Source organism: Streptococcus sp. oral taxon 071 str. 73H25AP, from assembly GCF_000146755.1.
In the GTDB taxonomy this organism is placed as follows: domain Bacteria; phylum Bacillota; class Bacilli; order Lactobacillales; family Streptococcaceae; genus Streptococcus; species Streptococcus oralis_T.
In genome coordinates this window covers 197500-218776 of the sequence record NZ_GL397254.1, presented here as the reverse complement: position 1 = coordinate 218776, position 21277 = coordinate 197500, and the positions used below count along the sequence as shown (strand labels likewise).

Sequence of the window (21277 nt, the reverse complement as noted above, 5' to 3'; positions counted from 1 at the left end):
AATTTGTAACTTTTCGAGAAAATTTTTTATTTTTTATGAACCATGAAACCTGTCGCCTGTTGATTGGCCATAATGGTCATATCTGTAATCTGCACACGACGGGGCTGACTGGTCACATAGACAACAGTGTCTGCGATGTCTTGTGCTTGCAGAGCTTCAATTCCCTGATAGACGGTGGCAGCACGCTCTTTGTCACCATGAAAACGAACTGTAGAGAAATCTGTTTCGACAATCCCTGGCTGAATGGTGGTCACCTTGATATCCGTTGCGATGGTATCAATTCGCAGGCCATCTGAAAAAGTCTTAACTGCTGCCTTAGTGGCTGAGTAAACAGCTGCCCCAGCATAGGCATAAATTCCTGCAGTTGAGCCCATATTGATGATATGACCTTGATTGGCTTTTACCATTGCTGGCAAGAAAGAACGAGTGACTGCCATCAACCCCTTGACATTGGTATCCAACATGGTCAGCATATCCAGCTCTTCATAGTCTTGATAGGGAGCTAAGCCAAGAGCCAGCCCGGCGTTATTGACCAAGATATCAATCTGACCTATCATTTCTAGAATATCGGAACAAACAGTCTTTACCATGGTCATATCCGTCACATCCAGTGAAAAGGTCCAAACTGTTTGATTTGGAAAGACTTCTGCAAACTCCGCCTTAAGAGCTTCTAGTCTGTCTGTCCGTCGTCCTGTTAGAACGACATTCTCCCCCTGCTCCAGATAAGCACGCGCAATCGCTTCACCGATTCCTGAGGTCGCCCCTGTAATCACTACATTTTTTGCCATCTTATTTCCTTCTATCTGGTGTATCAGATACTGACAACCTCCTAGGTAGTCCAGTGTTTAGCTGGGTCGAATGGAGTTCCGACAACTTGATCTTCTGATAATTCAATAACACCACGTTTTTGCGGAGCATTTGGCAAATGCAATTCACGAGGGCTACACATCATACCAAAACTCTTTTCGCCACGAAGTTCGCCTGGGAAAATGAGATTACCTTTTGGCATCATGGCACCTGGAAGAGCTACAATGGTTTTCAACCCGACACGCGCATTGGGAGCACCTGCAACAATTTGTACCGTCTTGTCACTCGATACTGCTACTTGGCAGATATTGAGGTGGTCACTATCTGGATGGGCTACCATCTCGACAATTTCACCGACAACAAACTTAGGTTCTTTGTCATTGATAATCTCTTCTGCAAAGCCTTCCGCCTGCAACTCTTGGTTCAAACGAGCTACTTGCTCATCTGTCAAAAAGACTTGACCACGCTCTGCAATTTCAAACAAACTTGAAAGGTCGAAAATATTCCAAGCCACTGTTTCCCCATTTTCTTTGAGGAAAACACGGGCAATATTGCCTTTGCGCTCCACGTCCAACTTGGCATCTCCGCTGTTTTTCACTATAACCATAAGGACATCGCCAACATGCTCTTTATTATATGTAAAAATCATTCTTTCCTTTTTCTCCTATTTCAGTACTGCTAAAAAGTCGTTAATTTGTTCCTTGCTTTTACGGTCACGGTTGACAAAACGGCCGATTTCCTTGTCCTTTTCTAGCACAACAAGGCTAGGAATTCCGTAAACATCCCACAACTTGGCAAGATCCAGATACTGGTCTCGGTCCACTCGAATAAAGGTGAACTCTGGATTAGTCTCCTCAATCTCTGGCAAGGATGGATAGATATAACGACAATCGCCACACCAGTCTGCCACAAAAAGAAAAACTTTCTTGCCATCTTTTTCTACTAAAGATGCCAATTCTTCTAAACTTGCTGGTTGTATCATAAGACTTCCTCCTCATAGACTAGGTCTTCATTTTCATAGACAAAAGTATAGTGACGACCATCCTCGAAAATGACTCCTCCGACGAGTCGCTCTAGACTACTTTCGTATACTTGAACATAGAGAGTCGCAATCTCACCCATATCTGAGAAAAGATCCCGCACGATAGCGGTCAACTCTTCTTGAGTCTTCATGAGTTTGTGGTTATCTGCTGCTTTTTTGGCACCCAAAGCAAGGGCACTTAGACCAGCCACAGTCAAGCCAGTCATCCATAATTTCTTAGCTTTCATACCTTTCATTGTAACACAAAAAGTGCTCTAGGACAAATAGGGAAGCAGTATATGGCAAGGAAAATCCCCTTCCCTCAATGAGGAAAGAGGACATCTTATCCTTATTGCCAAGCGCCTGAACTGCCCACATAATAGCCATCAGGTGTGTAGGTATTGCGAAGCATTTTACCAGATGAGTCTAAGTAGTACCACTTGCCTTGGACTTGAATCCATTCGTTACTTGCCATAACTCCTGAGCCTTTAAGATAGTACCAAGTATCACCATAGTAGAACCAGTCATCTCTCAAGAGAGCGCCTGAATCGGTTAGGTAATACCAGTCACCTCGGTAGAAGAACCATGTGCTCTTTTTCATGACACCTGATGATTCAAAATAATACCATTTACCTTGGATATACACCCATTCTTGGCTTGCCATAGCTCCTGACGATTTTACAAAATACCAGTTGCCTTGGTCATAAATCCATTCGTTACTCGCCATGGCTCCTGAAGATTTGAGATAGTACCAACGATTATTGTAAAATTTCCACTCATTACTCATCATAATGCCAGAATCTTTGAAATAGTACCAAATATCTTCACTGCAGATCCAACCACCATGAATCATGCCACCAGCCCCATCCATGAAATACCAATATCCTTGGTATTTTAACCAGTCATTTTTAACTAGCTCGCCTTGTTTTTGGTAGTACCAGATTGAGTCTGATTTGAACCAGCCTGCAGTTTCAAAAATTGGATAAAAACTTAGCAAACTAGTTCCGCTGTATGGTCGAGTTATTTCTCCGGGTTTCTCAAGCTTCACACTATCATATTGACTTCCTCTCCATGCTACGACCTTCTTACCCTTAGAAGTATCAGGCAGGGTTGCTGTATAAGTCTTTGTTTTATAATCCCACTTGGTATCTAAATAAGTGTACTGGTCTTTTTCCTCCTCAAGGCGATAATAACTACTCTTTCCTCCGTGATAAATATCGTCCATTACTTTTGTAGACCAAGTCTTGACTTCATCTCCACTCTTGGCCTCCACCTTGATATCCCCGCTATAGCCATAAGGAACGTAGAAATTCAAGTAACGTCCTTCCTCTCCGACCATGGATTTTTCCTTTTCTTCACCTAGGAAATTTGTCGTTTGATCCTGACCGTTTAGACTGATCGTCCATTCGATTTTTTCAGTTTTTGGCAAATCCAAGACCTGAATATCTACTTCATGACCATTGTTAAAACGAGCTACCTTGCCATTTTCATAGATAATACCACCCTTAATAGGCCAAACCTCTTTCAGTTCAAACGCTTGACCAGTTTGGGGGAGAGCTAGTAGGGCTAGACCTGCTAGAGACAAACCAAATAGTGTGATTTTTTTCATTGTAAATCCTCCTCAGATGTTGTTACGTTAATTATATCACTATGTTTTTTGTTTGCAAATCTTATCCTAAATATGCAAGCAAAAAACCTCTGAGATTGTTCTCAAAGGTTCTGATTTTACTAATTACTATTCTCAACTGCTGCAGTCACAAAGGCAGTGTAGAGTTCTTCTGGACGGTTTGGACGGCTTGACAGTTCAGGGTGATACTGACAAGCCACAAAGAATTTATTTTCAGGAATCTCCACTATTTCTACCAAACGATTATCAGGAGAAACTCCTGAAAAGACAAAGCCTGCTGCCTCAAACTGTTCACGAAAGGCGTTGTTAAACTCATAACGGTGACGGTGACGGCGTTGCACCACTTCTTGATTGTGATAAGCAGCCGCTGCCTTAGAACCACGTTTCAACTTAGATGGATAAAGTCCCAAACGAAGGGTTCCACCCATATCCTCAACATCAACCTGGTCACGCATGATATCAATGATAGGGTATTTTGTATCTGGTGCAAGTTCTGCAGAATTGGCACCTTCAAGCCCTAAAACGTGACGAGCAAATTCGATACAAGTCAACTGCATTCCCAAGCAGACTCCCAACATTGGAACATCATTCTCACGTGCATAGCGAATGACTTGGATTTTCCCTTCCGTACCACGTTGACCAAAACCGCCTGGTACGATGATCCCGTCTGCATCAGACAAAAGCTCTGCTACATTCTCTGCTGTCACATCATTGGCATTGACCCAATTAATCTTCACTTCTGCGTCGTTGGCATACCCAGAGTGTTTCAATGCTTCGACCACTGAGATATAAGCATCTTGCAACTCAACATACTTACCGACAAGGGAAATCTTGACTTGCTTCTTGAGGTTCATGACCTTGTCCACCATGGCTGACCATTCTGTCATATCCGCTGCTGGTGCGTCTAATTTCAAATGGTCACAAACAATTTGGTCCATGCCTTGTGCCTGCAAGTTCAGTGGAATTTGGTAAAGATGTTCAACATCCAATGATTCGATGACAGCTTCTGGTGCTACGTCACAGAACTGGGCTAGTTTGTTTTTAATTCCTTGACCAGCTGGTTTTTCTGTACGAATGACCAACATATTTGGCTGGATTCCCAAACCGCGCAATTCTTTTACAGAATGCTGAGTCGGCTTAGTCTTCATTTCACCAGCAACCTTTAGATAAGGAAGCAAGGTTGTGTGGATATACATAACATTATCTGCACCCACATCTGCCTTCATCTGACGAAGGGCCTCTAGAAATGGCAAGGACTCGATATCTCCAACGGTTCCACCAACCTCTGTGATAATGACATCAGAGTCGGTCGTTAGAGCGGCACGCTTGATTTTTTCCTTCAAAGCATCTGTGATATGAGGAATAACTTGAACAGTTGCCCCAAGGTACTCGCCACGGCGTTCCTTACGAAGAACTTCACTGTAAATTTTACCAGTTGTCACGTTTGAATATTTGTTGAGGTTGATATCGATGAAACGTTCATAGTGACCCAAGTCCAAATCTGTCTCAGCCCCATCATCTGTCACAAAGACTTCTCCGTGCTGGTAAGGACTCATGGTTCCCGGATCGATATTGATATAAGGGTCAAACTTCTGAATAGTCACTTTTAGACCACGATTTTTCAAGAGACGACCCAGACTTGCTGCCACAATCCCTTTCCCAATAGACGACACCACACCACCAGTTACAAAAATATATTTCGTAGACATAGATTCCTCTTTCTAAAATGCTCAAGGCCTTGTTAACTACGAGGGGAGATCGAAAACAAGACCCTTATGGATAACGACTTTTCAAGAAAACTTCCTGAAAAAAACAAAAATAGCCCCCTAGTAACTAGGGAGCCCCGACCTCTAAAAGAGGTGCCCGAACAATATGATACCTTAAAGCAGAACATTTGTCAACTCGAATTGGTAAAACCTGAAAATAAGAAGATTGCTTTCAGAAAACCAACTAAAGAGTCGCATCCAAACGGATGTATCACTCAACTACTTTGCCCAAGCAACAAAAAAGGAGATCAGGCAATCTCCTCTGTGAAGTCTTTTACTCTTCTTCACTTGTTTCAGCGTCATCGTCTGAAAACTCGTCGTCTTCTTCGTTGAGATCCACGTCTTCACCCAAGTCATCAGGAGCGATTTCGTTGATTTCTGCATCGTAAGCTTCCACTTCATTTTTCTCATCATCTGGATTTTCATCATCGTATGAAAGAGCTGGATCTGCTTCGTATGCATCTTCGTCTTCTGGATCATCTGCATTGTAGTCAATGGCATCTGAATCACCATCCATGAAGGCATTGACACGCTGCTTCTTAGCTTTTGGTGCTACTTCATCGTCGTCACTTTCTTCAAGAGCGATGATTTCTTCGTCGATTTCGTCTACACCATACCATGAACGAAGACCCCATTTGTTGTCCCCAAGAGAGATGAAGCTACCGTCAAAGTTCAACTCTGTGTAGAACAAAGGCAAAGCTTCGCGGATATCGCTGTTTGATGTTCCAAGGTAGTTTTGAATTTCGTTTACAAGATCGCTAAAATGCATCTCATGATCGCGACCACGAAGTTCCAAGATAGCACGCGCCACCTCAATCATAGATAGTTCACTTTTTTCTTGCCCAGCAAATACTTCTAATTCCAAAGCGTTTCTCCTCATTTTTACTACTATCGCCAGAGCGAACAGACTCTGACCTCATTTTATCATGTACTCTTTATTGTACGATAATTTTGCGGAATAGTCAAAGGTTAAATGGGAGAAAGTGACAGGACTTTTTATTTCTTTGCTACCCAGCCGATGGTGTCGCTAGGTGGGTTTTCGGTATCAATCCAGATAAATTCAATACCAATTTCACCATTTTTAAATTTGGTCAATCGTATGCCATTGATTTCCAGCTCATTGAGTCGTTGACCTGTCAAGACTTCTCGTTCCTTCAACTGGAAAACGCCACGCAAAATCCAATTCCCAAGAATTTCTTGCTTATCAGTGGATTGAATCGCCTTGCCAGCTTCTTGGTTGATATAGGCATTGATAACATCTCCAGAAGATAAGAAGCGTAGCTTAAAGGTTCTTTCCTCTTTCGGTAGAGCTAGTTTTTTAGTGCCGGGTTCAAAAGTCCCAAATCCAGGACCAAAGAAATCAGGTCTTTCATCATGGAAATTTTTGGAGTCAGGCAGAGGAATGTATACTTCGCTAACTGGACGATAAACCAGCTGTTCAATTTCTTTAATGAGTTTTTTATTTCCAGTATTATGAACAAAGTGAATCAAATCCTCACGAATAGCCTTCATCTGAACTTTTTCTTCCTTGCTAGTCCACTTTTTCAAGAGGATTTCTTCTAAAGAAAAGGTCACAAAGGCTAATTCTTCTGGAGCCAGACAGTCCTTAAATTTATCCTGAATCTTTAAAATCCGTGGCAGACGATCTTTTTTGGCTAATTTTGAACCACCGTTAAAGGCATTGAAACCTGAGTTTTCTTCCACATTGCCATGTTTGTCTGTGATAACCCAAGACACTGTTTCTAAGATATCGGATTGTTCCTTTTCAGCTGTTAGTAAATGAAGATTTTCAAAGAGAGAAAAAGGATCTTCGATATAATGGACGTCCCAAGTATCTACCACAATGTCTTTATTGTTAAAAGTCATGTGGAGCTGGCTGTCAGCTGCTGTATACTTGTAGTGGTGTTGCCCATCTGTAAAACGGAAATTGGTTGGATTGTTTTTGGTGGTTGATCCTTCAATGACCAGATTATCAATATCGACTGGTAAATAAGTCGTTTCACCGACAAAAATCTTAGGATTTTCTCCCTTTGGTGTTGGCATCAAAACATGATAAACAGCTTCAACATTGACCGAATCCGAGCTGAAACCCTTAATTTGTGCCTTAGAGGATTCAATTCTCTGGTTTCTCAAAGTCGAAATCTTTCGTGCCAACTCCTCATAGCGTTGATAGTTTTCCTTGTCTGCTGCTTCTTTATCTACTGAAATATCTGCATGAAACTTGATATCACCCAACAATTCCGTCCAAGATTGAGAATCTTTCTTAAACTGGGCAATTTTTTGGTCTCCTGAATTGATTCCAAAAGACTTGATCCCCACTAGGTATTTATGATTTTCATCGACAACGACGGAAGCATCATAGGAAGTATTGGCGATATCTTCTCCAACCGCATTAAAAGCCTTCTGGAAAACAGTTTCCTGAAATTTAGAGTTAACAATCGGAGCAACATAATTCTCTGTTTGTTCCTCTTCTTCGGATTCAGACTTTTGAGAGAAAGCTTGGCTCAAACTAGCGAAGTTGGTAATTAAGATTTTGTATTTTTCTTTTTGTTCAGATTTTAGATGTTCCCACATGAATTATGCCTCACGTACCTATATTATATTTGTAAAAAGACTAGCTTAAGCACTAGTTCCCACTTATATATTTCGGAAAAACTATCAAAAATACTCTAATTTATCAAATTGCCACGATTTTCGGACAATGTAATAAGCTCTTCATCCGAAACAACAAAACACAAATATTTATTATCTATTTATGGATAGCATATAAAACTCTTTACTTTTTTTATTACGAATCAATGATCTATACTGTTTAGAAGAAATAACCTCAAGATTATCTCTGTATTCAGTATAGATTTTTTCGTATGCCTCAGCTTCATTCCGTACAAAATCTTTGACATACGACTCACCTTCAAACTGACCATTCATCTTAATGTAGATAATTGCAATTTTTCCCGAACGATGAAGCTGAGATTGCCCCTTGCTTTTATTCAAGGCCTTGGCAACATTTTCCGCGATACGTTTAATCACGGGAACAACCACACTGTTTCCAGCTTGCTTGTAGAGCTGACCATTGGAAACCCCTTCTGGGATTTTAAAGGACTTAGGATAACCTTGAACATTAAAGGTTTCTTTGGGAGTCAACTTGCGAATCTCGCCACTATCTGTCAGAATCAATGGAACGTTATGTCCACCTGTTCCCATATTGGCTGTCAAGGTAGGTACGACACCGTTTTTATTTTCACGGACATACTGACGGCGCCACTGGTAAACCGTATCTTGACTGGTGACTTCAAACTTTAACTGGTCGTAGAAATTCTGTTTTCCTTCACGGTAGTAGTAGACCTCGTCTAGCTTATCGCCGAAGTTAATCACATCCTGAAGAGTCGTAGTCAGCTTGATTTCCTCTGGGAACTCAAACAAGTCATAAGCTTCCTTGGTATCAAAACCAACAATGTAGATCCGCTCACGGTTTTGTGGGATATTTCCGTAGTCCTTCCCGTTAAGAACCTTCCACTTGATGAAGTAGTTGTTCTCCGTCAAGGCTTCGCGAATAACCTTGAAGGTATTGCCATGGTCATGACCGACCATGTTCTTGACGTTTTCGATAAAAATGGCACGAGGTTTACGTCCTTCAATCATGCGAAGCAACTCAAAGAAAAGATCGCCACGATCATCATCAAAGCCCTTGCGATAACCCGCAATACTAAAGGCCTGGCAAGGGAAACCTCCCATAATAATATCCACGCGCTCAACCGGAATATCCTCTGGTTGAACATCATGAATATCACGGCCATCCAAATAGGTATCTGGATGGTTTAACTGATAAGTCTGACGCGCATACTTATCAAACTCATTGGCATACACCACTCTGAACTCGTTGGTCTGTTCAAATCCCAACTCAATTCCCCCAACACCTGAGAAGAAAGCTGCAATGTTGTACTTCTCAGAGCGGTTCGAACTTACAGAATTTGTCATGTAGTTACCTGCTTTCTAAAAACTAAATTATAATATTTATTGGAACTTGAAAGTCAAATTCAGGCTTTGTAATTAATTCGCATATCTCACTTGTTAAATTATATTTTGTATTATTCTTATAGTGTTTCCAATGATTTTTAACATTAGTCTCAATATCAAAAAATTGATCAATTAAATAGAACGAATAATCATCATCAATATGAAAATGAGGCAAATTTAACTTTTCACCTTCTTTTTTGTCATTGGTTTGAGTGTCCATTTGATCTATTCGATACTTTCCAGAATATTCTGTGTCACAATGCTTCGCTAAAGATTTGCACCTCCCATTGTATTTTTCGAAATAAACACTCTTAAATTGAATAATTTCATTATTGTATTCAGTATCCGTAAGAAAGCTTTCACATTTTTGCTGACTTATAAGATTAAAATACATTCCAGGGAAAGTCATAAAATTTTTTTGTATAAAATAATTGATTTTACCTGTATCTTCCCCACATTGTGAGATTAAATCCGAGAAGTATTGGATAGTTTTAGTTAACCTTTTTTGATTCTGTGGAGCTACAATAAGTTCATCATTATTCTTAAATTTTTTTATATAACCAAAAATTTGCATAATCTTAAGACTTAAATTTTTATCATTAAAACTAAAGCATTCTGATAAATCCGATTTAAAATTTCTAGAAAAAACAGGTAAAAGCATTTTATTTTCTAACAAATCTATTATTATTGATAATTCATTAGATACAGTATCTTTCGCAAAATTATACTTTATAAAAACAGGTATAAAGAACGAAATTTTTCTTTCAAGTTTACTATAATCACTTTCGTTCACGATTTTCCTAAACTTCCCCTTCCTAATCCATTTTCTTTAAAAACTTCTTTATAAAATCTAGAATTGTCAATCAAATATTGATCAAACAAACCATCTGGGTAATCTAAGATATTTCCTTCTGAATCTAATTGAACCTCTTTAATGACTACAGTGTTCAAAGTACCGTGTTCAACAGATTTTATTTCCTCTATTTTAAAGAAATTAACTATACAATTATCCTTTCTAAATTTAAAGTACTTTGCAACATTAAAAATATGATCACTATGAGTTTCAATAAATATTTGCCGTTCTTCATTTGATATCCATCTATAAAAATACATGAGTCGTGATTGAAGACTAGGATGCAAATGAATTTCTGGGTTTTCTATTATTACTATATAATCTTTAGGTGTAGCCATTAACGCAATCAATTGGAATAATATAAACGTTATACCTGTCCCTACATGCTGAGGTTCAAACTCATATCCATCTTTTTGATAAATCAACTGCAATAATTGGGAACTCATTTGTCTTATTTCAACAGTATATCCAGTCAATTCTTGAAACCACATGTTAACAATATTTAAAAAAGCCCCATTCTCATTGGTATAATCAACATATTTTTTTCCTTGTAAACTCAGCTTAATCTGTTCTTCTGGATCGTTTTCAAAAAAATAAAGATTTTCAAATTCTGTGAAAACAGGATTATCCTTAGTAAATAAGCTCATGTTGTCTTTTATAAAAGATTTATCATCTTTTCTTTCAAATAGTAGTGATATTAATCCTGTGCCATCGGCATCAAATAGTTTCTCATTCCTATTTTTGGGATAACTATCTTGTATGCCAATCCTCTCAGCTGCTAAATATATAAGATTAAACTCATCTTCGTTAATTTTACTTGGGTTTATATCATTTATCGACAAATTAAAATCTCTATCATCAAATTTATAAATAAAATTTATTTCATTTGAACTCAGTTGTTTATTTTTTAAATTAGATATATCACCCAATTTTTTTAAATGTCCATTAAAAAAATTCACATCTCTTAACTGACCTAAAATCAATAAGCTTTCAATAAATGATGTTTTCCCACTTGAGTTTGTACCGGCTAAAACATTTAATTTCGAGCAATTAATAGTTGTTTCGACTGCATATGATTTATAATTATTTATAGTCACCGAACGTAAAACCATTTTATTCTCCTAGCTTTAAATTAATTTCTTTTATTTTTGAAGAAATAAAGTTAAGTCTCCAAATTATTCTATCTTTCTGATCTCGTAAGTATAAAATATTATCAATAAAATCATTACTTTTTAATATAGATTCATAAACCTCCAAGAATAATTTTTCATTCTCTTCAATAATTGATATATCAAATTGTGAAAGAATCAACATCCAAGTTTCAAAAATATTCATATTTACAACAGAGTAACCGGTCCGACTGAATGGTCTAGTTGATGAAATCTCAAACAATTTTAGTGCTAAGAGTAATCTAGTTTGATACAAATCAAAATATTCTTCAATTTTTTGATTTGTTTGTATATTAAGAAACTTCATCACTAAATCTAAAAAATTATCCATTCCGTCATATTGCTCTTCAAAATTATATATACCATTGAAGTCTAAATTATTCTGAACTAAGTAAAATGCAAAAAATCTAATGGCCAAATACTGATCTTTCTTTCTCTTAAGTGGCACAATCTCTAACTCCTTAGTATTAGAGATTTTATTTAATAAGTAGGTTGATTTCCCAACATTGGAAGCATTTCTTATCTCTTGTTGATTTAACGCCATCCCTCCACGATTCACTCTCATGAAAATCAAATTTTGTATACTGGGTATAAGAGTAGAATTGACTACATAACATGATAAGCTAAAATCTTCGATTTTTGTTTTGACTATTGTTTCAAGGTCATTAAAATATACCTCCTTATTCTCTTTATTCTTAGACAAAAATGAATATTCTTTCGGTAAAGATAATTCTCCATTTAAAAAATCTAATATAGCCTTCAATCGTTGCTTTCCATCAACTACTAAAAAATTACCATTTTTATCAGTAGAAAAATAAAATGTTGGTAAGGGAATACCTAAAATAATACTATCAATTAATTGACGTTGTTTTAGCTTTCCCCAAACATATTCTCGCTGAAAATTAGGCTCAAGTATCAACGCACCTACTAAATTTGAATAATCATTTTGATATTCATTTATATCATTGTCTGTTTTAACATCATTTTTATAGTCACAAAAACGGTTATATAGTTTTTTAATATCTGTTATACTTAGAGGGCGAGAAGAGACGGATATTTTTTTTTCTTGTTCAATTAAAGAGGATTTCATCAAGCTATCCTTAGCTTCGTCAAATTCAACTTGATTAGCTATTAATTTTACATGTATATCTGATATTTCTCCATAAGTATCAGAGGTAATATCTAGTTTATTAACTTTATCTATTAAATCAGAACTACCTTCATAATCAAGCTCGAGAGTATCTATTATATTATTTTCTTCATGTTCACCCCCTGTCAATAATTTAGGTACTTTATCTAAATGTTTGAAATTCTCATCGCCAATCAAAAGTTTTATGCTATGTTCATAATCAGGAAAAAGGTCACAAATAGCACTAAAGATAGAAAGCGCACCTTTTGTTGAAACACGATTAATAGCTTGATTAGGAGTTCCTTTGAGACTAGGACCAATATTAAATTCATTTGAAGTATCTGGATAATAATATAGATCTGATGGTGTTATTTCTGTAGGTAGCTTAATTAAAACTCTAGCACTTATTTCATAATTTTTAGATGAATTTTCCACATAAATATTTTCTACCTGACCAATAGCTGTCAGTCCATTTTCCCATTTCTTCCATTTCTCATTATCTCCTCCTAGGGATAGGAATAAAAAATCACCGACTTTAAGTTTTTGACTATTTGATGTTTTAGGATTGTATCGGTTCAGATTATCGATTCGAACATTATAATCAATTATTTCGGTAGTAGCATCTAAATTGTAGAGAGAGGTTGAAGTTTCTTCTTTTTTAGTTTTGATACTATAAAGATATACTTCTTTGCCTCCTATACAAAGGAAATATGAATTCTTGTCTAATTCTTTATATATCTCAGACACCTTATTTTGAAGTTCACTTAATGAAAAACCTTCATATTCCTTATAAATCTCCCAAAGATTCTTATTTGAAGTCTCTAAATTCCTTTGATAGAATCCTTTTCTACCATTATCAAAATAAGGATCAAATGAATCAGTCCATTGTCGGATTGTGTTAGCTTTAATTCCTGTTAACATTTCAAGTTCACGATATTTACTAATAATTTTTCTTCTTCTTTTATCGTCGCTATGCAATTTTGAGAAATACAAACAAATGATTTGAACCTTCTTCTTCAAATCAGTATTATCATTTCGAGTAGTCATATAACTATACTTTCTATCTAATGTAGTAGGAAACACGGCATTCAACCGTGTTTCTGTGTTTATTTCACCAACTTCTTCATCTCATCAATACGTGCTACGGTCGCGTCGTATTTAGCTTGGTAGTCGGCTTGTTTGTCGCGTTCTTTTTGGACGACTTCTGGTTTGGCATTGGCTACGAAGCGTTCGTTAGAAAGCTTCTTACCAACCATATCCAATTCTTTTTGCCATTTAGCCAGTTCCTTGTCGAGACGAGCCAGTTCTTCCTCGACATTGAGGAGGTCAGCCAGTGGCAAGTAGATTTCTGCTCCTGTGATGACGCTTGACATAGCGAGTTCAGGTGCAGGGATGGTTGACGCGATTTCCAAGTGTTCTGGATTTGTGAAGCGTTTGATGTAGTTGACATTGCTGTTAAAGAAGGCTTCCAAGTCGCTATCACTTGTCTTAACAAGGATGGTGATTGGCTTGCTTGGTGCAACGTTTACTTCTGCACGGGCATTACGAACGGCGCGGATCAAGTCTTTGAGGCTTTCCACTCCTGTATGAGCCGCGAGGTCTTCAAATGCTGGATTAACAGTTGGGTATGCTGCTGTGACGATAGATCCTTCTGAGATTTGTCCAAAGATTTCCTCTGTCACGAATGGCATGATTGGGTGGAGGAGACGAAGGATCTTGTCCAAAGTGTAAAGGAGAACAGAACGTGTGATGAATTTCTCTTCTTCGTTATCACTATAGAGGACTTCCTTGGTTAATTCAACGTACCAATCCGCAAACTCGTCCCAGATGAAGTTGTAGAGGATGTGTCCAGCCACACCAAATTCAAACTTGTCAAAGTTTTCAGTGACTTTTCCGATAGTTTCATTGAGGTTGTGGAGAATCCAGCGGTCAGTGACATTTCCAGCTTCCTTGTTGACAACTTTTTCGACATTGGCAGTTGCCTGCTCGAGAGTCAAACATTCATTGTTCATGAGGATGTAGCGAGAGATGTTCCAGATCTTGTTAATGAAGTTCCATGAAGCATCCATTTTCTCATAAGAGAAGCGCACGTCTTGCCCTGGTGCAGAACCGTTTGAAAGGAACCAACGAAGGGCATCGGCACCGTATTTCTCGATGACATCCATTGGGTCAATCCCGTTACCGAGAGATTTTGACATCTTGCGTCCTTGCTCGTCACGAATGAGACCGTGGATAAGCACGTTTTGGAATGGCTGACGACCAGTGAATTCCAAGGATTGGAAGATCATACGAGACACCCAGAAGAAGATGATGTCGTAACCTGTTACCAAGGTTGAAGTTGGGAAGTAACGTTTGAAGTCTTCTGAGTCGACATCCGGCCAGCCCATGGTAGAGAATGGCCAAAGGGCAGAACTGAACCAAGTATCCAAAACATCTTCGTCCTGAGTCCATCCGTCGCCTTTTGGAGCTTCCTCACCGACGTACATTTCACCCTCAGCATTGTACCAAGCAGGGATTTGGTGACCCCACCAGAGCTGACGAGAGATTACCCAGTCGTGGACATTTTCCATCCATTGGAGGAAGGTATCGTTGAAACGAGGTGGGTAGAAGTCAACCTTGTCCTCTGTGTCCTGGTTGGCAATGGCATTCTTAGCCAATTGGTCCATCTTGACGAACCACTGAGTTGACAAGCGTGGCTCAACTACGACACCTGTACGCTCTGAGTGACCAACACTGTGGATACGTTTTTCGATTTTAACAAGGGCACCGATTTCTTCCAACTTGGCTACGACTGCCTTACGTGCTTCAAAACGATCCATGCCGGCAAATTCGAAGGCAAGCTCGTTCATAGTTCCGTCGTCGTTCATGACGCTGACTTGTGGCAAGTTATGACGTTGACCAACTAAGAAGTCGTTTGGATCGTGGGCAGGTGTGATTTTTACGACACCAGTCCCAAACTCAGGATCTGCGTGTTCGTCCCCAACGATTGGGATTAATTTATTAGCGATTGGAAGGATGACGTTTTGACCAATCAAGTCCTTGTAGCGTGGGTCTTCTGGATTGACCGCAACGGCAACGTCCCCAAACATGGTCTCAGGACGAGTTGTCGCAACTTCAAGAGCGCGTGAGCCGTCTTCCAGCATGTAGTTCATGTGGTAGAAGGCACCTTCGACATCCTTGTGGATCACCTCGATATCAGAAAGGGCTGTGCGAGCTGCTGGGTCCCAGTTGATGATAAACTCACCACGGTAGATCCAGCCTTTCTTGTAAAGGTCCACAAAGACCTTACGAACGGCTTTTGACAAACCTTCGTCAAGAGTGAAACGCTCGCGAGAGTAGTCTACAGAGAGACCCATCTTTCCCCATTGTTCCTTGATGGTAGTGGCATATTCGTCTTTCCATTCCCAGACTTTCTCTAGGAATTTTTCACGACCGAGATCGTAACGACTAATGCCCTCACCACGCAAGCGCTCCTCAACCTTAGCCTGAGTGGCAATCCCAGCGTGGTCCATACCTGGAAGCCAAAGCGTATCAAAACCTTGCATGCGTTTTTGACGGATGATAATATCCTGCAAAGTCGTATCCCAAGCGTGACCAAGGTGGAGTTTACCAGTTACGTTTGGTGGTGGAATCACGATTGAATAAGGCTTAGCCTTTTGATCTCCTGAAGGCTTGAAAACATCCGCATCAAGCCATTTTTGGTAACGACCAGCCTCAACCTCGGCTGGATTGTATTTAGGTGAAAGTTGTTTCATTTTAATTCTCCTTCAAATTAATATACGGGTCTATCACAGATTCAAAAAAATTTTCACTCCCAATTATCGAATAGTCTATAATTTCAAACGGTACTGTAAAATCTTTAACATGATCTGTATAGAAAGAACATGGAAATAAATTTTCAAAAGTGATTACCATAGAATTAAACTTCTTTTTATAATAATCATCATAGGACTTGTGATGCTCCTCAGGAACATACCAATTTTTGAATTTTTCGTTAAATTCAGGTTTAAAATAATTAATTAATTTTGCTTCAACTAGATTGATGTGACTAGTTTCATCAGGAAAATCTAATATTTCTTCCGCAGATATTGTAGCAAACTTACCAGAATCCATAGTAGTAGCAATTTTAACTTCACTTGTTGATAACAGAAGTACTTTAATATCATATATGATTCTAGAGTCAATTATCTGCGATAAAATATTTTGAAGGGTAGAATGACTTTTCAATCTATCTTGAGCAAATCTATTAAAATCATTACCTTTTGCTTGTCCAATATATAGTATCTCAAAAGCTGGTATAAAATTTCTATTATTTAACATAATATTTGTTGCAGAATATTTTTCTGTTCCATTTATAGTTAAAAAAAGCGAATCTCTTGAAATTTCAAGTTTATTAATTTTAAGCAAGTTGCCCTTTTTATCCGCAAATCGGAAAGTATTAGAATACTTGGTTCCATCTTCACTTATAACTGTATATTTTACTTTTGTTCTATCAAAAAAACAACTCCTAACTTTTTTAAAATACCATCTAGGTACACCTAAAATAAAATATAAGTGAGGATTGAAATTTGCAGAATAATTTTTAATATCAGAAACTTGAATTAAATCATAATTATTAATAGTAACGATTGAATGACCACTAAGCATTACTTAAATCCTCCCACTCCCTCTTGAGCAGTCCATACCTCAAATCATCACAGCGATTGCCTTGAGCATCTTTGCGGTCCCTTATGCGAGCTTCGAGGGTGAATCCAAGTTTTTCTGCGACTCGTTGACTTTGGACATTGTAGCCAAAGCAAGATAGTTCTATCTTGTGAAGACCCAAATCTTTAAAACCTAGGTCAATCAAGGCACGCGTCGCTTCTGGCACATAGCCTCGACCCCAATAGTCTGGGTGCAAGGTATAGCCAATCTCAAGAACATCATCTTCATGGCGGTGATTGAAGTCAACAGAACCAATGACTTTATCGGTTCCCTTGACGACAATTCCATAGCTAGCTGGGAGATTGTCCTTTTCATTGCGCTCAGGAAGGATATGGTCTAGGTAATAAATCTCATCTTCCAAAGTCTTGACGGGCGGAAAGCCTGCTGGATAGGCGACCTCTGGGAGACTAGCGTAGGCATGGATATCCTCGGCATCAGCCACTGTGCGAACTCGCAAGACAAGTCGCTTAGTCTCTATTCGTTCTGGTAATGCTGCTCTTGTCATCCTTCTCCCTCGCTTTCCATAAAAAAATGCCCCTGCCATCTACATGACAGGGACGAATGTGTTTATCCGCGGTACCACCCAATTTCGGGCAGCGCCCGCAACTCTTGTCTTTGAAGGATATACAAAGACACTTTTATTTCATTTTTCTTCATCAGCAACCAGTTTTGACACATTTGTGGACTTCTCAGCTCCGCCACTTTCTGTAAAATGTGGGATTCAAAACACCTCTAATGGCTTTATTGTAACAAGTTTTTCACGGAAATGCAAGGCTCAAGAAAGATTACTTGAAACTGATTCCGTGTTCTTTTAATTTCTTAATCGTAGCTGGGCCGATTCCCTTCAAGGCAAGGAGTTCTTTTTCAGTCCAGTTTTTGAAGTCAGAAGCTGACTTGATGCCTTCATCATAGAAAGTCTTAGCGCGATCTACTGAGAGACCACCCAAAGTAGCTGCGAAATCTTCTACTGAATTCGCCACTTTTTGAGCTTGTTCCTTGGTCGCTTCTACTGCTTGTTCCACTTTTTTAGAGACAACTTTTCCTGCTTGGCTGGTAGATTTTTCTGCATGTTTCACGACTTTTTTGGTCTCTTCTACAACCTTGGTCACTGTAGTCGAGAATGCACCTGAACGACGAAGGCTATTTCGCAATTGTTTTTTACGTTGGAGTTTCTTTGACATGATAAAATCCTTTCAATAAAAAATCCCTGCTCTGACAAGGATTTAATAAAGATATTCTATCAAGATTTTGGCAAAAAATCAAGAAAGTATCTGTATTTTAATAGTTTCGCTCACCAAACAAGCCCTCTGGCAGATCATGAAATCCCTTGCCTGCTTTGAAGTTTTCAAACTTACCCAGCAAGAACTGGTAGGCATCCAAGCGACTTTCGTAGCGAATCATGGCATCTTTGGCACGCTCGTCCTGGTCTTCTTCGTAAACTTTTTGACTTTCCTTATGCGCCATGTCGTTGATCATGATCTGGGTATTGACCCAGGCTTCAAATTCCTTCATAAATTCTTGTTCGTAACTCATTGATTCTCCTTATTCTAATCCACGGAAGAAGTCCGTATCAATCTCTCGGTAGGGCTGGATATCCTGAACATACTCCAACACGCCTTGGAATTCCCCGTTTTCATCGTGTACCGCAGCATAGGTGATGTGGACAAACTTACCTCGCGACTCAGACTTGAACCACATTTCATACTTGTCCTTGACCCCTTCACGAAGACCTTGCATGATGGCTTTGACTTTCTCCAGATATTTTGGAGGGTGACATAACTCGACATTGCGCCCAACTTGGGACGGAGTCCGTTTGAAAATCATCTCATCAGCTGGCGTATTGTCATTGTAATACTGAAAAATATCGTCTTTATTGACAAAGGTAATCTCCATGGGAAGGTGATTGAGGATGAGGTTGGCCTGCTCGACCGAGAGATAGCCATTGCCAAAAGCCTGTTGACTATGGCGGTCCAGCACTGCTTCCTTTTCCTTAGGGGTAAAGGTAATGGTAAACTGGCCTTCTGGTGTATCGATAACTTGCTGCACTTGGCCTTCAGCCCTGTCTAGTTGCACGGGCTCCTCTGCACTCTTTTCCTCAACAAAACTCTGGCGTTCTGGCACCCATTTCTCAGACGGACGGATGATGGCGTAGCCATAGGCTTCACTCTCCTCCGCAATCTGAATCCAGTCATCCTGAGTGAAGGACTCGAGGAGAATCATGAGAAGGATGGACTCTTCCTTGAAAATCATGCTCTCAAACTCTGTCGCAAAAGCTTCAAAATCTTCTTTTACACTGCTAATCGACACTTCTGGTAGTGACTTGGCTGTCGTTAGAGCTGTTTGAAAGAGTTCTCTAATCTGGTCATCCACTCCCCACATAACTTTTGGAGGTGAATCGTGTCCATAGCGCTCCATGATAGGAAAGAAGAGTTCTTCCTTGCGCTGATAGTGGATGTCAAATTGCCCCAAAAGCCCCATTTGACGGACCAAGCCCTTGCGCATTTCTGCCAGCATTTCCTCGTCTTCCATAGACTCATAGGTATCTAACAGTCTCCGAATGCGAATCAAGGTAGCACGGAGAGCCAGATTTTCATCCTTGAAGACACGAACGGGGTGGCCAGGATGCTCAGTATCCTCTACTTCGACACCCCTAACAGCGTTTTTAAAAAGATTGGCATGGACATCACAGAGCTCCATAACATCTTCAAAAGTAACACCTGAGTCTGAGTTCATCAACTCGTGCTCCATGAGGGAAATTTCGATGGCTGACACACCTGTAAAGGTCGCATCAAAACGCTCCTGAACTGACTCAGGAGAGGCGCCATTGTGCAATTCTAACAAAATATCCCGTAGGATATGAATCCGTTCATCTGCCATTAGTCTAATCCAATCACTTCGTAGCCATTCGCTTCCAGTGTGCGAACAATCTTGTCCATAGGTGTTCCTTCGAGCTTCGAACCCTGTTTGAGCGATACCTTGCGACCGACGGTATTGCGCATCAAGGGATTGGCAAGTGGTTTAAAACCTAGCTCCACTAGAATTTCTAAGACTTCTGGATGCTTGTCCACCACTTCTGCAACGGGAATTGACACATCGATGATATTATCCATGACGACCTCCATTGTATATTCTAAAATGATTTTACTGCTTATATTATACCACAAGGAAAGAGATTAAAAAACTAGCAGTGGAGTTCCTGCTAGTTCTCTGCGACTTGAATTACGGCCTAAATAAGTTTAAAGAGCCAATCCAATATCTTAAATACTATCTTGTAAAACAGCAATTGGACTGCAAAAGAGATGATCATCCAAAAGAATTTCACAATACCAATAATCGGTTTGATAAAAAGAATAGCAAGAATTGCCCAAAAAAATTTCATTTTCTATCCTCTGGCTTGATGAGCCACCGAGCTGTATCCATTAGTTTGTCTGCAATAAAGAGTTTCCCCAGACCGACAACGGCATGGTCATCTTTCTTTATCGTTTTCATCACTTTTAAACCTTGCATCGTAAAAAAGTAATTCCCGTAAGTTTTAGCTAATATTTTTATGAGACCCATATTATCTTCCCTCGTTTAAATACATTTTCAAAATGTTGACGATAGCAGTCTTGCTGGCTATTGCTGAAAAATCGTTTTATCTCACTCTTTTCATTTCCTATAATATCATACAAGCTAAATTTTATAAAGCTTTTTAATAATGTTTAACTCTAAGGAGATTCCTCCAGCATGCTGTATAGTCATTTACCTATCAAAAAAGAGGGTTCCCCCTCCTTCTTAGTTCTTATCCAGATTGCGTAGCATCTCGTCAATCTTGTTTCCATACTCGATGGACTCGTCTTTGACGAAGGTCAAATCTGGGATTTTGTACAATTTCAAATTGCGACCAAGTTCACGTTTGATAGTACCAGTTGCTTTTTCAAGCCCGATTTGAGCTTTTTGGTTATCCGAAGCAAGGTTACTCAAAATGGTGTAGTAAACTTTGGCAACGGATAGGTCACCCAGCATCTGAACATCTGTGATGGTCACACCTTGGACACGCGGATCACGGACTTTCTTTTGCAAAATCTCATTGACTTCACGCTTGATTTCCATGCCCACACGATCCGTACGGAAATGATTTGCCATGATATTCCTTTCTCTACTTTGAACCAAAAGCTAGGCCAGCAGACCTAGCTATTTTTAAA

At 39.2% G+C, this 21277-nt stretch carries 21 protein-coding genes; all 21 read right to left on the bottom strand.

The annotated features are described in order from the left end of the window. Positions 1-26: 26 nt before the first annotated feature. Positions 27-788, bottom strand: coding sequence for an SDR family NAD(P)-dependent oxidoreductase (locus tag HMPREF9189_RS03345; RefSeq protein WP_001107780.1), 762 nt, complete (start codon positions 786-788; stop codon positions 27-29). Between the two features lie 41 nt (positions 789-829). After that, positions 830-1456, bottom strand: a complete 627-nt coding sequence (ytpR, locus tag HMPREF9189_RS03340) for a YtpR family tRNA-binding protein (protein ID WP_000578297.1) — start codon at positions 1454-1456, stop codon at positions 830-832. Between the two features lie 15 nt (positions 1457-1471). After that, a complete protein-coding gene (locus tag HMPREF9189_RS03335) occupies positions 1472-1789 on the bottom strand; it encodes a thioredoxin family protein (RefSeq protein ID WP_000615780.1) in 318 nt (105 codons plus the stop codon). Further along, a complete protein-coding gene (locus HMPREF9189_RS03330) occupies positions 1786-2085 on the bottom strand; it encodes a DUF4651 domain-containing protein (RefSeq protein WP_009755236.1) in 300 nt (99 codons plus the stop codon). Before HMPREF9189_RS03330 ends, HMPREF9189_RS03335 begins: the two co-directional genes overlap by 4 nt. 92 nt (positions 2086-2177) lie before the next feature. Beyond that, positions 2178-3437, bottom strand: a complete 1260-nt coding sequence (locus tag HMPREF9189_RS03325; RefSeq protein ID WP_000724448.1) for an N-acetylmuramoyl-L-alanine amidase family protein — start codon at positions 3435-3437, stop codon at positions 2178-2180. A 119-nt stretch (positions 3438-3556) separates the two neighbouring features. Continuing rightward, positions 3557-5164, bottom strand: a complete 1608-nt coding sequence (locus HMPREF9189_RS03320) for a CTP synthase (protein ID WP_000105259.1) — start codon at positions 5162-5164, stop codon at positions 3557-3559. Between the two features lie 331 nt (positions 5165-5495). Next, positions 5496-6086 carry a DNA-directed RNA polymerase subunit delta gene (rpoE, locus tag HMPREF9189_RS03315; RefSeq protein ID WP_000418420.1) on the bottom strand — a complete coding sequence of 197 codons (591 nt, stop codon included), beginning with the start codon at positions 6084-6086 and terminating at the stop codon, positions 5496-5498. A gap of 131 nt (positions 6087-6217) precedes the next feature. Further along, complete coding sequence (locus HMPREF9189_RS12370; protein ID WP_000263673.1) at positions 6218-7795, bottom strand: hypothetical protein; 1578 nt, start codon at positions 7793-7795, stop codon at positions 6218-6220. 171 nt (positions 7796-7966) lie between these two features. Continuing rightward, the gene (locus HMPREF9189_RS03305; RefSeq protein WP_000185420.1) at positions 7967-9199 is read right to left on the bottom strand and encodes a DNA cytosine methyltransferase; all 1233 of its coding nucleotides are present in this window, start codon (positions 9197-9199) and stop codon (positions 7967-7969) included. Between the two features lie 22 nt (positions 9200-9221). Next, a complete protein-coding gene (locus HMPREF9189_RS03300) occupies positions 9222-10031 on the bottom strand; it encodes a hypothetical protein (RefSeq protein ID WP_001005796.1) in 810 nt (269 codons plus the stop codon). After that, complete coding sequence (locus tag HMPREF9189_RS03295; RefSeq protein ID WP_000244297.1) at positions 10028-11203, bottom strand: DUF3696 domain-containing protein; 1176 nt, start codon at positions 11201-11203, stop codon at positions 10028-10030. Before HMPREF9189_RS03295 ends, HMPREF9189_RS03300 begins: the two co-directional genes overlap by 4 nt. 1 nt (position 11204) lies before the next feature. Next, positions 11205-13436, bottom strand: a complete 2232-nt coding sequence (locus HMPREF9189_RS03290) for a DUF262 domain-containing protein (protein ID WP_000213323.1) — start codon at positions 13434-13436, stop codon at positions 11205-11207. Between the two features lie 59 nt (positions 13437-13495). Continuing rightward, entirely contained in the window at positions 13496-16144 is a 2649-nt protein-coding gene (locus HMPREF9189_RS03285; protein WP_000811702.1) for a valine--tRNA ligase, read from the bottom strand. A 1-nt stretch (position 16145) separates the two neighbouring features. Beyond that, a complete protein-coding gene (locus HMPREF9189_RS03280; RefSeq protein WP_000948434.1) occupies positions 16146-17036 on the bottom strand; it encodes a hypothetical protein in 891 nt (296 codons plus the stop codon). Continuing rightward, a complete protein-coding gene (locus HMPREF9189_RS03275; protein WP_000196130.1) occupies positions 17029-17598 on the bottom strand; it encodes a GNAT family N-acetyltransferase in 570 nt (189 codons plus the stop codon). Before HMPREF9189_RS03275 ends, HMPREF9189_RS03280 begins: the two co-directional genes overlap by 8 nt. A 280-nt stretch (positions 17599-17878) precedes the next feature. Then, the gene (locus HMPREF9189_RS03270) at positions 17879-18274 is read right to left on the bottom strand and encodes a helix-hairpin-helix domain-containing protein (RefSeq protein WP_000038708.1); all 396 of its coding nucleotides are present in this window, start codon (positions 18272-18274) and stop codon (positions 17879-17881) included. Positions 18275-18371: 97 nt separating this feature from the next. Continuing rightward, on the bottom strand, positions 18372-18626 hold the full coding sequence (locus HMPREF9189_RS03265) for a DUF1912 family protein (RefSeq protein WP_000119707.1): 255 nt from the start codon (positions 18624-18626) through the stop codon (positions 18372-18374). 9 nt (positions 18627-18635) lie between these two features. Beyond that, the gene (locus tag HMPREF9189_RS03260; protein ID WP_000752879.1) at positions 18636-19970 is read right to left on the bottom strand and encodes a DUF438 domain-containing protein; all 1335 of its coding nucleotides are present in this window, start codon (positions 19968-19970) and stop codon (positions 18636-18638) included. Then, positions 19970-20203: a DUF1858 domain-containing protein gene (locus tag HMPREF9189_RS03255; RefSeq protein WP_000368739.1), complete on the bottom strand. Its 234-nt coding sequence runs from the start codon at positions 20201-20203 to the stop codon at positions 19970-19972. The genes HMPREF9189_RS03260 and HMPREF9189_RS03255 overlap by 1 nt, the downstream gene beginning before the upstream one ends. A gap of 265 nt (positions 20204-20468) precedes the next feature. After that, the gene (locus tag HMPREF9189_RS03245; protein WP_000522921.1) at positions 20469-20651 is read right to left on the bottom strand and encodes a hypothetical protein; all 183 of its coding nucleotides are present in this window, start codon (positions 20649-20651) and stop codon (positions 20469-20471) included. Between the two features lie 216 nt (positions 20652-20867). Beyond that, positions 20868-21218 carry a 30S ribosome-binding factor RbfA gene (gene rbfA / locus HMPREF9189_RS03240; protein WP_001273601.1) on the bottom strand — a complete coding sequence of 117 codons (351 nt, stop codon included), beginning with the start codon at positions 21216-21218 and terminating at the stop codon, positions 20868-20870. Between the last annotated feature and the right edge of the window lie 59 nt (positions 21219-21277).